Source organism: Micromonospora sp. PRAS1 (assembly GCF_059553435.1).
This window is the reverse complement of the sequence record NZ_JCANNB010000005.1, coordinates 12,676-25,431: the sequence shown is the minus strand read 5'-3', so window position 1 is coordinate 25,431 and position 12,756 is coordinate 12,676. Positions and strand designations below refer to the sequence as shown.

Annotated in this window: 13 protein-coding genes; 7 read left to right on the top strand and 6 right to left on the bottom strand. The window is 72.0% G+C overall.

Features of this window, described 5'->3' with window-relative positions:
- Positions 1 to 69 precede the first annotated feature (69 nt).
- The gene (locus tag AC507J_RS06705) at positions 70 to 1,404 is read left to right on the top strand and encodes a zinc-dependent metalloprotease (protein ID WP_496288193.1); all 1,335 of its coding nucleotides are present in this window, start codon (positions 70 to 72) and stop codon (positions 1,402 to 1,404) included.
- Positions 1,405 to 1,464: 60 nt separating this feature from the next.
- On the opposite strand, the gene AC507J_RS06700 is transcribed toward AC507J_RS06705, so the two are convergent.
- Positions 1,465 to 2,076 (bottom strand): hypothetical protein, encoded by a 612-nt coding sequence (locus AC507J_RS06700; RefSeq protein WP_496288192.1) that lies wholly within the window; start codon positions 2,074 to 2,076, stop codon positions 1,465 to 1,467.
- A 53-nt stretch (positions 2,077 to 2,129) separates the two neighbouring features.
- Positions 2,130 to 2,651 (bottom strand): M48 metallopeptidase family protein, encoded by a 522-nt coding sequence (locus AC507J_RS06695; RefSeq protein WP_496288191.1) that lies wholly within the window; start codon positions 2,649 to 2,651, stop codon positions 2,130 to 2,132.
- Between the two features lie 532 nt (positions 2,652 to 3,183).
- Between AC507J_RS06695 and AC507J_RS06690 the strand changes: the two genes are divergently transcribed.
- The 3 genes from AC507J_RS06690 (at position 3,184) to AC507J_RS06680 (ending at position 5,996) form a co-directional block, all read left to right on the top strand.
- On the top strand, positions 3,184 to 3,351 hold the full coding sequence (locus AC507J_RS06690; RefSeq protein WP_007464795.1) for a DUF5679 domain-containing protein: 168 nt from the start codon (positions 3,184 to 3,186) through the stop codon (positions 3,349 to 3,351).
- Positions 3,352 to 3,544: 193 nt separating this feature from the next.
- Positions 3,545 to 4,657, top strand: coding sequence for a TOMM precursor leader peptide-binding protein (locus AC507J_RS06685; protein ID WP_496288190.1), 1,113 nt, complete (start codon positions 3,545 to 3,547; stop codon positions 4,655 to 4,657).
- A 10-nt stretch (positions 4,658 to 4,667) separates the two neighbouring features.
- Positions 4,668 to 5,996: an ABC1 kinase family protein gene (locus tag AC507J_RS06680; protein ID WP_496288189.1), complete on the top strand. Its 1,329-nt coding sequence runs from the start codon at positions 4,668 to 4,670 to the stop codon at positions 5,994 to 5,996.
- A gap of 319 nt (positions 5,997 to 6,315) precedes the next feature.
- On the opposite strand, the gene AC507J_RS06675 is transcribed toward AC507J_RS06680, so the two are convergent.
- From AC507J_RS06675 to AC507J_RS06665, 3 genes are all read right to left on the bottom strand, one after another.
- Entirely contained in the window at positions 6,316 to 6,681 is a 366-nt protein-coding gene (locus tag AC507J_RS06675) for a WhiB family transcriptional regulator (protein WP_496288188.1), read from the bottom strand.
- Positions 6,682 to 6,809: 128 nt separating this feature from the next.
- Complete coding sequence (locus AC507J_RS06670) at positions 6,810 to 7,097, bottom strand: hypothetical protein (RefSeq protein WP_496288187.1); 288 nt, start codon at positions 7,095 to 7,097, stop codon at positions 6,810 to 6,812.
- Between the two features lie 139 nt (positions 7,098 to 7,236).
- Positions 7,237 to 9,387: an ATP-dependent DNA helicase UvrD2 gene (locus AC507J_RS06665; RefSeq protein WP_496288186.1), complete on the bottom strand. Its 2,151-nt coding sequence runs from the start codon at positions 9,385 to 9,387 to the stop codon at positions 7,237 to 7,239.
- Positions 9,388 to 9,479: 92 nt separating this feature from the next.
- Here AC507J_RS06665 and AC507J_RS06660 point away from each other — a divergent pair, with 92 nt between their 5' ends.
- Positions 9,480 to 9,722: a mycoredoxin gene (locus tag AC507J_RS06660; protein WP_496288185.1), complete on the top strand. Its 243-nt coding sequence runs from the start codon at positions 9,480 to 9,482 to the stop codon at positions 9,720 to 9,722.
- Between the two features lie 45 nt (positions 9,723 to 9,767).
- Here the strand turns inward: AC507J_RS06660 and AC507J_RS06655 are convergent, their stop codons facing one another.
- Complete coding sequence (locus AC507J_RS06655) at positions 9,768 to 11,108, bottom strand: MFS transporter (RefSeq protein ID WP_496288184.1); 1,341 nt, start codon at positions 11,106 to 11,108, stop codon at positions 9,768 to 9,770.
- 221 nt (positions 11,109 to 11,329) lie between these two features.
- On the opposite strand from AC507J_RS06655, the gene AC507J_RS06650 reads away from it, so the two are divergent.
- Together AC507J_RS06650 and AC507J_RS06645 are read left to right on the top strand one after the other, a co-directional pair.
- Positions 11,330 to 12,313, top strand: coding sequence for a helix-turn-helix domain-containing protein (locus AC507J_RS06650; RefSeq protein WP_496288183.1), 984 nt, complete (start codon positions 11,330 to 11,332; stop codon positions 12,311 to 12,313).
- Between the two features lie 82 nt (positions 12,314 to 12,395).
- On the top strand, positions 12,396 to 12,632 hold the full coding sequence (locus AC507J_RS06645; RefSeq protein WP_496288182.1) for a DUF397 domain-containing protein: 237 nt from the start codon (positions 12,396 to 12,398) through the stop codon (positions 12,630 to 12,632).
- The last annotated feature ends 124 nt before the right edge of the window (positions 12,633 to 12,756 follow it).

Genomic DNA, 12,756 nt, shown 5'->3' with positions numbered 1-12,756 from the left:
CCACGACTTCGCCCTCAGCGCAACCGCGGCAGCGGCGACCTGGGGCGCTGCCCGCGTACCGTAGACGTCGTGCCTGATATTCCGTTCGGTTTCGCGCTACCGGGTGGGCAGCCGCCCGACCCCAACGACCCCGCGCAGATGCAGCAGTTCATGTCGCAGTTGCAGCACCTGCTCTCCGCGCCGGGGAGCGGGCCGGTCAACTGGGACCTCGCCCGCCAGGTCGCGGCCAGCCAGCTCGCCGCGGCCGGCGATCCGGCGGTCTCGCCGTACGAGCGCAACGCGGTCGAGGAGGCGCTGCGCATCGCCGATCTCTGGCTGGAGCCGGCCTCCGCGCTGCCCTCGGGCATCCGGACCGCGGTGGCCTGGAACCGGAACGAGTGGATCTTCAAGACCCTCGACGTCTGGCGCAAGCTCTGTGACCCGGTGGCCAGCCGGATGGTCGGGGCGATGGGCGACCTCGTGCCGCCGGAGGCGCGCGCCCAGCTCGGCCCGATGCAGTCGATGGTGGCCACCCTCGGCGGTGCGCTCTTCGGCGGCCAGCTCGGCCAGGCGCTCGGCTCGCTCGCTGCGGAGGTGCTCTCGGCGGGCGACATCGGCCTACCGCTCGGTCCGGCCGGCACGGCCGCGTTGATCCCGGCCAACATCCGCAGTTACGGCGAGGGCCTGGAACTCCCCGAGGATGAGGTACGCCTCTACGTGGCCCTGCGCGAGGCGGCGCACCAGCGGCTGTTCGAGCACGTCCCATGGCTGCGCGGGCATGTGCTGAGCGCCGTGGAGACGTATGCGGCGGGCATCCGGGTGAACCGGGAGGCGATCGAGGAGGCGATGGGCCGGGTCGACCCGACCGACCCGGAGTCGATGCAGGCGATCGCCCTGGAGGGCATCTTCACGCCGGAGGACAGCCCGACGCAGAAGGCCTCCCTGGCCCGGTTGGAGACCGCCCTCGCCCTGGTGGAGGGCTGGGTCTGCCACGTGGTCGACGGGGCGGCGGCCGGCCGGCTGCCGAACGTGGTGGCGCTGGGCGAGGCGTTCCGCCGTCGCCGGGCCGCCGGTGGTCCGGCCGAACAGACCTTCGCCGCGCTGGTCGGCCTGGAACTGCGTCCGCGCCGGCTGCGGGAGGCCGCCGCGCTCTGGGCGGCGCTCACCGAGCATCGGGGCATCTCCGGTCGGGACGCGCTCTGGGGGCACCCGGACCTGCTTCCCTCCGACGATGACTTCGCCGACCCGGTGGCCTTCGCGATGGCCGACACCGACCTGATGACCGAGCTGGAGAACTTCGACTTCTCCGCGCCGGGCGGGCCGGAGGAGAAGGCTCCGGGTGGGCCTTCGGCCGGGCCATCGGAGCAGGCTCCGGGCGAGCCGGACCGCCGCGACGACGGCGACGGCGGCGAGCAGCGCTCCTGATCCGGTCGCTGGATCGCAACGGCCGCCGCCGACGGACCGGCGGCGACCGTTGCCCTCGGCTCAGCCGGGCCGGCCGGTCCCGGAGAGCAGGGCGCGGGTGTTCTCCCACCCGCCCAGGGCCGGGTCGAGCCGGGCCAGGTCCGCCGGCCCGCGCAGCCGGTGCCAGGACGGCGTCACGGCCAGGTCACCCGGGCGGGGTGCCACCGCGCGCACGGCCGCGGGCACCGCGGCCTCCATGTCCAACGTCGGCAGCCACTGCGGTACGGGCAACCGGGCCGCCACCCCCAGCAGCCCCGGCAGACCGCCCTCGACCGGTGCGACCGCGACCGGGCGGCTGGTCAGCGGGCGCAGCAGCTTTCCGACCGTGAGACCGGGCAGGTCGGGTGCGTCCCCGGCAACCACCGCAACCTGCTCGTACCGGCCTTCCGTCGCCGCGAACACCGCGTTCGGGGTCGGCTCGGGCACCTCGTGCACCGCCATGCCGGGCCAGATCACCGCGTCGGCCAGCCACCGGTCGGCCGGGGTGACCGCCACCGCGGTCTCCACCTGGTTGAGCGTGGTGAGCAGGTCCACCACGTCCTCGGCGAGCGCCGTCCGCCACTGGACCGGGTCGACGCCGGGCGGTGCCCAACCGACCGGCGCGAGCAACGCCACCACCACACGTACGGCCATCCGTCGACCCTACGCCCGCCGGACATCCGGTCAGCTCGTGGTGCGCGGGCCGCTCAGGGCGGGCCGGAAACCGCCGCCACACCCTCCAGGTAACCCCGCGCGCGTTCGGTCTTCGGATATCGGCCGACCAGGGCCCAGAACTGGGCGTTGTGGCTGGGCACGATGAGGTGGACGAGTTCGTGCAGCAGCACGTAGTCGATCACCCAATCGGGCATCTCCTGGATCCGGTGCGAGAGCCGGATCGAACGGTCCGCGGGAGTGCAGGAGCCCCATCGGCCGTTCTGGTTGTTCACCCACCGGACGCTGATCGGCAGGGCCTGGTCGCCGTAATCGGTCAGGTAGAGCTTGATCAGCCGGGCGGCCCGCTCCAACAGGCCCGCGTCCGAGCGGGTCAGGCGCCCCTCCCGGGCGGCGAGCCGGGCGAGCATCCGATCGACCCACTCGCTCTCCTCGGCCCGGGAGAACTGGTCCGGGATGAGGACGACGACCCGTTCGCCGTCGCGGTAGGCGGACACCGTGCGTCGCCGGCGCTGGCTGCGCCGTACCTCGACGACCGGCTTCCGCGGCCCAGCCATCAGTGGACCGCGCAGCCTCGGTTTGCTGTCACGTTGGCAAGCTAATGCAGTGTGACCAGGGGTCCGCAAGGGTCAACCCCTCGACACGCGCCCGGAAAATGGTGATTGGTCGCCAGGAGTCCCGAAAAATTTCTTGCCGGACCACCGATTGACGTCACGATCACCCTTCGTGTCGGCCGCCGAGCTGTCACACCCGCGCCAGCCGACACCCTAGGTGATCATCAAGCGATGGCCGCCGTCGGGGGTGCCGACCGGGGTTCAAGCGTCACGACCAGCGGATTTACCGACTCTCAGTCGGCGTGTCCCCGCCAAACTGGCAGATCTGGGCCGGTCAGGCGTGCACACTCTCGACGTCGCCTTGCTCACAGTGGCAATGCGCAGCTGACATGGAACCGCCCGCACCTGGGTAGGGTCCGCCAACCAGTGGTCACGTGGGTGGCCACGGCAAGCCCGGCGCCGGACGCGCGAGCGACCGCCGCAGGGAAACCCGCCGGAGGGGTACCGACCGGCGGACGAGACGAGGAGGCACACCGTGGCCGACCAGGCCCAGACCTACAACGGTTACTGCGTCAAGTGTAAGGAGAAGCGGGACTTCGAAGGCCATGTCGAGGTTTCCAAGACCGGCATGAACATGGCCAAGGGAAAGTGTCCGGTGTGCGGCACAACAGTGAACCGCATCCTGGGCAAGGCGAAGGTCTGACGTTCGCGTCCCGTGGGACGGGGGTGGCCGGCGGCCACCCCCGTCCCACGTCTCCGGGCACTGTCGGAGAGCCGACTTGGTTACCCGCTGGTTGTGGATATCTCGCCGAATCCTGTGGACAGCCCTGGATCTGGGGCCACCCACCTGTGGACAACGATCGACGGACAGCATGGAATCGGTCACTGTTCGTGCCATGTCGCCGTCCACGCAACGCCCGCCGTCTCCCCGACCGACGCTGCTGCCCGGGCTGAGTCGGCTCTGGCGCAACCGGCACACCCTGCAACTCGGGCTCGATCAGGGGCGGGCCGTCCTGGTCGAGGTCGCCGACCCGCGCGCCACCCGGCTGCTCGACCTGCTCGACGGCACCCGCAGCGAACGGCACGTACTGGCCGGGGCGACCCGCACGGGGGTCTCCGCCGAGCACGCCCGGGCCCTGCTCGACGCCCTGCGCCGCGCGGGGCTGGTGGTGCCGGCATACACACTTTTTCCCCGGGACCTCGCCGGACCACGACGGCTTCGGCTCGCCGCCGAGGCCGGCGCGCTGGCGCTCGCCGCCGCCCGGCTGCCCGGCACGCCGGCCCAGGTGCTTCGGCGTCGCCTGGTCGCCCGGGTGGTGGTCACCGGCAGCGGCCCGTTCGGCGCCGCCATCGCCGTCGCCCTGGCCCAGGCCGGCGTCGGTCACATCCATACCGACCTGCCCGGACCGGTCCGTCCGGTCGATCTGGTCGGCACCGGCATCGCGGCCGACGAGATCGGGCGTCCGCTCGGCGAGGCGGCCCGGGCGGCGGTGGCCCGGACGGCAGCCGGCACCGGGACCGGCCCGCTGCGCCGGCACCGACCTGACCTGGTGATCCTGCTCGGCGCCGATCGGCCAGCCGCGCTGCTGGCGACGGCCTACGCCCAGCGGCGCCGGCCACATCTGCTGCTCGACGTGCGGGAGGGCATCCCGGTGGTCGGGCCGATGGTCCGTCCGCCGACCGGCCCCTGCCTGCACTGCCTCGACCTGCACCGGGCCGACCGGGATCCCGACTGGCCGGTGCTCGCCGCCCAACTCGCCGCCACCCCGACCACCCCGACCTGCGCCGTGAGCACCCAGCTGGCGGCCATCGGGTACGCGGTGAGCGAGGCGCTCAGCCAACTGGACGGCGGCACCCCGGAGACCCTCGGCGGGGCGGTCGAGATCGTCACGGCGGGCAACCTGCGACGCCGCCACTGGCCGCCACATCCGCGCTGCGGCTGCGGCGACAGGACGGTGCAGTACGGCCGACCCCGCCGCACGGCAGCAGCAGGCACGCCGAGTCGGTAACAATGACCAAGTGACCGACATCCCGCGCCGGGCCGTGTCCCGCACCGCCAAACTCGCCGCTCTGCCGCTCGGCTTCGCCGGCCGGACCGTCCTCGGCATGGGAAAGCGCGTCACCGGGCTCGCCTCCGACGTGATCTCTGCGGAGATCCAGCAGCGCACCGCCGAGCAGCTGTTCAGCGTCCTCGGCCAGCTCAAGGGTGGGGCGATGAAGTTCGGTCAGGCGCTTTCGGTCTTCGAGGCGGCGCTGCCGGAAGAGGTCGCCGCGCCCTACCGGCAGGCCCTGACCAAGCTCCAGGAGGCCGCGCCGCCGCTGCCCGCCGCCAGCGTGCACAAGGTGCTGGCCAGCCAGCTCGGCCCCGCCTGGCGGGACCGGTTCGTGACCTTCGACGACTCGCCCGCCGCGGCGGCAAGCATCGGCCAGGTGCACCGGGCGGTGTGGCGGATGCCGGACGGCACCGGTCAGGACGTGGCCGTCAAGATCCAGTATCCCGGTGCCGGTGACGCCCTGCTCGCCGATCTCAAGCAGCTCTCCCGGCTCGGCGGCATGTTCCGGGCCATCCAGCCGGGGCTGGATGTCAAGCCGCTGCTGGCCGAGCTACGGGAACGGATCACCGAGGAACTGGACTACGAGTTGGAGGCCGAGTCGCAGCGAGCCTTCGCCGCCGCGTACGCCGACGATCCGGAGATCTTCGTGCCGGCGGTCTTCTCCGCCTCGCCCCGGGTCCTGGTGACCGAGTGGGTCGAGGGCACTCCGCTGGCCGACATCATTCGGGACGGCAGCGAGCAGCAGCGCAACGAGGCGGGCCGGTTGATGGCCACTCTGCATCTCTCCGCGCCGGCCCGGGCCGGGCTGCTGCACGCCGACCCGCATCCGGGCAACTTCCGGCTGCTTCCCGACGGCCGGCTCGGCGTGATCGACTTCGGCGCGGTCGCCCGGATGCCGGAGGGTACGCCGGAACCGATCGGCCGGATCGCCGGGCTGGCCCTGCGCGGCGATGCCGACGAGGTGATGGCCGGGCTGCGGGCCGAGGGTTTCGTCAGCTCCGACGAACCGGTTGACGCCCAGGCGCTGCTGGACTTCCTCCGCCCGATGCTGGAACCGATCGCCGTCGACGAGTTCCGGTTCACCCGGGCCTGGCTGCGCGGCGAGGCCACCCGGCTGGCGAGTCCGCGATCACCCGCGTACCAGTTCAGTCGGCAGCTCAACCTGCCGCCGTCGTACCTGCTCATTCACCGGGTGACGCTCGGCTCGATCGGCGTGCTGTGCCAACTGGAGGCCGAGGCGCCGTACCGGGGCATCCTGGAACGCTGGCTGCCCGGCTTCGCCCAGGTCAGCTGAGCTTCGCCGGTCAGCCGAGCGCCGCCGGACACGTCGGTGGGCGGGGACGTAGGTCCCCGCCCACCGGATGCGGTGCTGCTTACAGAACGCCCAGCTCGCGGGCGGACCGGGCGCGGCCGGCCATGGCGACGGTGCGGGCGGATCGGGTTGCCTCAGTGCTCGTGGTGCGTCCGGCCTGAGGCCGGAGCATTCGAGCCCTCGACAACGCTTCTTGGAGTAGGTGCATCTCGACGACTCCGTTCGGCAGGTGCGACATGGTGGTCAGCTCTCTCTCGTCGCCGGTGTGCCACCGGCGGGGTTGGTCCGGATCGGGAACATGTCAGGCAGCCAGCCGGACGGCGCTGCGCGACGCGGTGAGGCCATTGGCCGCCAGCCGCGCCTCGGCCTCGACCCGCAGCGCGGCGTCCCGGGCGATGTCCTCCTTGCGCGGGCGGCCCCGGGGCCGCTTGCGCGGGACGACCGCGCCACGCTCGAAGATCTCGCCGCCCCAGACGCCCCAGGGCTCGGCCCGCTCGACCGCACCGGCGAGGCACTCGACGCGCAGCGGGCAGTCCCCGCAGAGCGACTTGGCCAGTTCCAGCTCGGTGGGTGAGTCGGAGAACCACAGGTCAGGGTCGAACTTCCGGCAGGGCAGGTTCGCCTCCATCTCGACGCTCAGGTCGAGCGGGGCTAACGCCAGACTCATCTCCCGGTCACCTCTCTCTCATGTCGATCTCGTGGATCGCGGTCCGACTACTCGGCGGTGCAAAAAACTGAGGCCGCGGATCCCGGTATGCGGGTTCCGCGGCCTCGAGGTGAGCCGGTGGTCTGGGGTCAGACCGGTCTACCTCGAGGTGGAACACCGCGGACGTCCATCCGCTTGTTGGCGCCATCGACGCCCTTGCCCGTGAAGCCACTGGTCCCCTGGAGCCCGTTCGGCGTCGGTGCGAGAATCAGCTCGGCCTGAACCTCGACCCGGTGCGCCTGCGGAGCCCACGGTCGCGCAACAGCGACGGTCGTCGCCCGAACGGCCGACAGCGGAGCCACGGCAGTCTGGGCAGCCGACAACGCAGCGACGGCAACGGGCAGCGCCATCGGACGCTTGTTGACGTAGCTCTCCATCGGTGCCACCTCCCTGACGTTCACTCGCGATCGACTCGGACACTAACCCCGTGAGCAGCCCGAACAGGGCCCCCTCCCGAGGTGTGTCCTGAGGCTATGCCTGCCGGCAGCGCGAGGGCAAACGAATTAACGGTGAGATTCAGAAACTTTTCTCTGGGCAGATGTCGTCCACCGCCGCGCCCTTCACCAGGGCCAGTACCGCCTCCCCGTAGAGGCCCAGTTTGCGCGGCCCGATACCGGCGATCGCGACGAGTTCCTCCGCCCGGGCCGGCCTTCGCTCGGCCAGCGCCACGAGCGTCGCGTCGGTGAAGACGACGTACGCCGGCACCTTCTGCGCGCCCGCCACCCGGGCCCGCCACTCGCGCAGCCGCTCGTGCAGTTCATCGTCGATGTCGGAGGGGCAGCCGGCGCAGCGGCCGAGCTTGCGGTCCGGCCCGGCGAGCAGCGTGGTGCCGCAGATCCGGCAGGAGACGATCCGGTTGGCGCGCCGCGGGGCGCCGGGAGCCGAGCGGCTGCCCGCGGCCCGCTCCGTGCTGCCGGACGGGGCGAGCTGCGGCAGGAAACGGCACGGCCGCCGGGCCCGCCCGCCCGGCGAGCGCGCCGAGGCGTACGACAGCCAGAGCCACTGACGGGCCCGGGTGATGCCGACGTAGAGCAGCCGCCGTTCCTCCTCGACCTGCTCGGCGGTGCGGGCGTACGTGGTGGGCAGGGTGCCCTCGGCGAGGCCGACCAGGAACACCGCGTCCCACTCCAGGCCCTTCGCGGAGTGCAGGGAGGCCAGCGTCACCCCCTCCACGGTCGGCGCGTGCTGCTGGGCCGCCCGCCGGGCCAGCTCCTCGGTGAAGTCGGCAAGCGTGACCGGACGCTCGACGGTGGCCGCCGCGCCGAGCGGCAGCAGCTGCGGACTGGCCGCGTACTCCTCGGCGAGTTGGACCAGCGCGGCGAGCGCCTCCCACCGCTCGCGGGCGGCACCACCGGCCGGGGGTGCCTCCGGTGCCCAGCCGACACCGGCGAGCGCCTCCACCACGGCCGCCGGCAGCGGGGTCTCGCCCGGAATGGCGCGGGTGGCCGCACGCAGCGCCACCATCGCCTGGCGCACCTCGGCCCGCTCGAAGAACCGCTCGGCACCCTGCACCACGTACGGCACGCCGGCCTCGCCGAGCGCCTTCTCGTACGCCTCTGACTGCGCGTTGGTGCGGAACAGCACCGCGATCTCCCGGGCCGGCGTGCCCGCGTCGATCAACGCGCGGCAGCGGGCGGCGACGGCGTTCGCCTCGGCCGGCTCGTCGGTGAAGATCCGCCGTTCCGGCTCGGGGCCGGCCGGGCGCTGGCCGACCAGCTCCAGCCGCAGCCGCGCCTCGGTTCCCCGCGCCTGGGAGATGACCGCGTTGGCGAGGCCGACCACCTGGGGGGTGGACCGGTAGTCGCGGACCAACCGGACCACGGTGGCGCCGCGGTGCCGGCGCGGGAAGTCCACCAGGTACGACGAGGTCGCCCCGGTGAACGAGTAGATCGTCTGGCTGGCGTCGCCGACCACTGTCACGTCGTCCCGGCCGCCCAGCCAGGCGTCCAGCAGCCGCTGCTGCAACGGGTTGACATCCTGGTACTCATCGACGACAAAGTGCCGGTACTGGTTGCGCACCTGCTCGGCAACGTCCTGATGCTCCTCGATCCCCCAGACCGCGGCGCGCAGCACGTCCTCGAAGTCGATCACTCCACCGGAACGTTTGAGCTTCTCGTACGCGGCGAAGACCTCGGCCACCTTCGTCGGCTCGTACGGCGTCTCGCGAAGTGCCTTGGCCGCAGCCACGACGTACTCCCCTGGCTCGACCAGGGAGGACTTCGCCCACTCGATCTCACCGGCGAGGTCCCGGGCGGCGGTCCGGTCGGCCCGTACGCCGGCCCGGGCCGCGGCCAGGGTGACCAGCCGGACCTTGCTGTCCAGCAGCTCGGGCATGGCCCGGCCGTCAAGCAGCCGGGGGGCGAAGTAGCGCACCTGGCGCAACGCCGCGGCGTGGAAGGTACGCGCCTGCACACCGGCCACGCCGAGCGCGGCGAGGCGGTGGCGCAGCTCCGCGGCGGCCCGGGCGGTGAAGGTGACCGCGAGCACGTGCCGGGCGGATATCTCGCCGGTCAGCGCCCGGTGCGCGATCCGGGAGGTGACGGCCCGGGTCTTGCCGGTGCCGGCACCGGCAAGTACGCAGACCGGCCCGGCCGAGGCAGTCACCGCCGAGCGCTGCTCCGGATCGAGCCCGGCGAGCACGCGTTCGGACTGGGAGTTGACCACCACAGCGGGGAATTGTCTCAGCTGCCGTGGACGTTGCAGCGAATAGCCTGGACTTGATCGGCAAGCCGCCGGTCGTGACCTTGGAGGATCCCACCATGCTGACCATGTATTCCACTCCCTGGTGCGGCTACTGCCACCGGCTGAAGTCGCAGCTCGACCGGGAGGGGATCGCCTACCAGGTGGTCGACATCGAGCAGGATCCGGCGGCCGCCGAGTTCGTGATGGGCGTCAACGGCGGCAACCAGACCGTCCCCACCCTGCGTTTCGCCGATGGCAGCTCCCTCACCAACCCCTCGATCAACCAGGTCAAGCAGCACCTGGCCACCATCGCCGCCTGAGGTCGCGGCCCGGCCCCGCCCGCCCTCACCTGGTCGATCATGAAGTTATTGCCGCGGCGATCGGCGTGTCGCGGCGACCACCTCATTGTCGATCGGGTGGGCGACGGGTAGCCGGGGGGCGGGGACCGGTGGGCGGGGACGTGGCACGGCCGGGCGCTTCGGTGGGCTGAGGTGCCGGCCGCGCCAGAGGTAGCCGCCAGCGGCCAGGGTGGCCAGGCCGACCAGCGCGAAGACCAGCCGGTAGTCGAGCACGCCGACGACCAGTGCGCCCATGCCGATGGAGAGCGCCTGCGGGCAGCGGATCACGGCCTCGGAGGCCGCCGCGACCCGGCCGAGCAGTTCGGGCGGGGTCCGCCGCTGGACCAGCGTGTGCAGCCCGACCAGGGTCAACGGCAGGGACACGCCGGCCATCAGCACCGCGACGAAGCCGAGCCACAGATTCGGGTACGCCAGCATCAGCGCGGCCGGCCCGAAGAACGCGACGCCGGCACCGAGGGTGCCCAGTTCGCCGACCCGACGCAGCACGGCGGCGGAGCAGAGGCCGCCGACCAGCCCGCCGACGCCCTGCACGGTGACCAGCACACCGACGAAGGCGGCGTCCCGGCTGAGCCCTCGATCGACGTACGCGAAGATCAGCGACTCGGTGAAGCCCATCACCAGCGAGCCGAGTCCGTAGCCGACCAACGCCCGCCGCAGCGCCGGCTCACGGGTGAGGTGACGGAGCCCGGCGAGCAGTTCGCCCGGCCAGCTTGACGTCGAGGTGGTGCCGCCGGCCGAAGCGGCGGGCGATTCGGCGGGCGATTCGGCGGGGCGCAGCGTACCGGCCGCGGGGCGCAGCGTACCGACCACGGCGGCGGCGATCAGGAAGCCGGCCATCACCACGGCGGTCAGCATCCAGCCGCCGAGGACGGCGTAGAGCCCGGCGCCGACCAGCGGCCCGACCAGCCGTAGCCCCTGGCGGACCGTCTGCAGCACACCGTTGGCCTCACCGAGCAGGTCGGCGGGCACCAGTTCCCGGACCAGCCGGCTCAGCACCGCGCCGACCGTGAGGTTCGACAGGCCGTAGAGCGCGGCGACCCCGTAGATGATCCACATGTCGCCCGCGTCCCGGACCGCGAAGAGCGGGGTGAGCAGCAGCGCCATGGCCAGGTTGGTGGCCACGAAGAACCGGCGCCGGGGGTACCTGTCGACGAACCAGCCGACCAGTGGCGCGAGCACCCTCGGCGCGATGATCACGAAGATGGTGGCACCGGCGAGGCCGTCCGATCCGGTCAGGTCCTTGACCCAGATGGCGAGCGCCAGCAGCAGGATCGACTCGGCGATCATGCTGGCCAGCAGTCCGCCGAAGAGCAGGCGGAAGTCCGGGCGACTCAGGACGGTGCGCATGGATTCCTCCGGGGTGGCGCGACGCGGGGCGGCAGACGCCCGACCGGGTCCGGCGGTGCAGGTCACGGCGGCTCCCGTCCGGGTGTCGGGTCTGGCGTTTTTCTGATGACACGCCCTCCGCCGGTACTTCCGGCGCCGGTCGCGACGTCCATACTGGCCGTGGGGGGCGAATTTCATACAGTTACCGTCGCGTCGCCGGCGGTCGACGAAAAGAGGACACCGTGCCTCCAGCCGCACCCAGCCCGATCCGGCGGCGTTCCCGGCTCGGCACTGCACTACGCCAGTTGCGCGAGGCCGCCGGCCTCACCGGGGACCAGGTCATCGACCGGATCGGGTGGGCCTCCGCCTCCAAGCTGTCCCGTTTGGAGAACGGTCGCAGCCGGCCCGATCCGCAGGATGTGCAGAGCCTGCTCGACCTCTACGGGGCCAGCGACGCGGAGCAGGAGAAGTTGCTCGGCATCACCCATGAGGCCGCCGACATGCGCGGCTGGCTGAAGAAGTTCCCGGCAATGACCCAGCAGCAGCGCGGCTTCGCCGAACTTGAGGCGGGCTGCGCCGAGATCATCGAGTACAGCCCGGTGCTCGTACCGGGGCTGTTGCAGACAGCCGGATATGCCCGGCTGCGGATCTCCTCGGCCCAACAGATCGACCAGGAGGCCGGCGACCCGGAGATCGGTGAGGACACCGAGGCCGAGATCGCGGCCCGGCTGGCCCGGCAGGAACTGCTCAAGCCGGGCACGGACGCGCCGCGTTACACGGCGGTGCTGGAAGAGGCAACACTCGGCCACCGGGCCGGCCCGCCCGAGGTGCTCCGGGAGCAGGTGGAGCGGCTACGTGAACTCTCCACCCTGCCCAACGTCACGCTGCACGTGCTCCTCCGGGAAACCCCGATCGACGTGCAGTGGTACCTGCCGCCGACCGCGTTCTCGCTCTACCGGTTCACCGACCCGCAAGATCCGGAGACGCTGGCCATAGAAGGTGGATTCACCGACGTCATGTCGACCGAGGTAATCGCCCTAAATCGCTATAAAGTGGTGTTCGAGCGGTTACGCACGGCGGCGCTCTCCGAGCAGGACACCTACCACTGGCTGACGCAGTCGCTGGGACGGCTCTCCGGCACGGCGACCCCGTCCAATCTGGCCAGCGGTTCGGCAACGGCGCCGGCCCAGCGTCGCGGATCCTCCGGGCGTCTGACGGAGCGGTGACCCACGGGCGGTGGCCCACGGGAAGCCGCCGTCGGGACGTGCCATGCCGCTCATTCCGTCGGTTCACCACAGGAGCGCAACAATGAACGAGATCCGCAACACGCCGTCCGTTCTGGCCCAACTCGCGGACGCACCATGGCGTACCAGCACCCGCAGCCAGACCTCCAACTGCGTCGAGGTCGCGCCGCTGCGTACCGACTCGGCCGCGGTGGCCCTGCGCGACAGCAAGGACCGGGGCGGCCCGGTGCTGCTCTTCAACCGGGCCGGTTGGCTGGGCTTCATCTCCGGCACCAAGAGCGGGCAGTTCGACCTCACGTAGGGCCGTACCACAGGGCGGGGCCGCCGGCATCGGTGCCGGCGGCCCCGTCGTCGTCCTCCCCCGACAACGCCGCTGACCAGGGATCGGATGATCGGACGGGCAATGGGGCCAATAGGCGCGTTTC

Bases quoted from the DNA above. Each gene is read 5' to 3' on its own strand.
- AC507J_RS06700 (WP_496288192.1), bottom strand. From the start codon at position 2,076: ATGGCCGTACGTGTGGTGGTGGCGTTGCTCGCGCCGGTCGGTTGGGCA.
- AC507J_RS06695 (WP_496288191.1), bottom strand. From the start codon at position 2,651: ATGGCTGGGCCGCGGAAGCCGGTCGTCGAGGTACGGCGCAGCCAGCGC.
- AC507J_RS06685 (WP_496288190.1), top strand. From the start codon at position 3,545: ATGTCGCCGTCCACGCAACGCCCGCCGTCTCCCCGACCGACGCTGCTG.
- AC507J_RS06675 (WP_496288188.1), bottom strand. From the start codon at position 6,681: ATGAGTCTGGCGTTAGCCCCGCTCGACCTGAGCGTCGAGATGGAGGCG.
- AC507J_RS06670 (WP_496288187.1), bottom strand. From the start codon at position 7,097: ATGGAGAGCTACGTCAACAAGCGTCCGATGGCGCTGCCCGTTGCCGTC.
- AC507J_RS06660 (WP_496288185.1), top strand. From the start codon at position 9,480: ATGCTGACCATGTATTCCACTCCCTGGTGCGGCTACTGCCACCGGCTG.
- AC507J_RS06655 (WP_496288184.1), bottom strand. From the start codon at position 11,108: ATGCGCACCGTCCTGAGTCGCCCGGACTTCCGCCTGCTCTTCGGCGGA.
- AC507J_RS06645 (WP_496288182.1), top strand. From the start codon at position 12,396: ATGAACGAGATCCGCAACACGCCGTCCGTTCTGGCCCAACTCGCGGAC.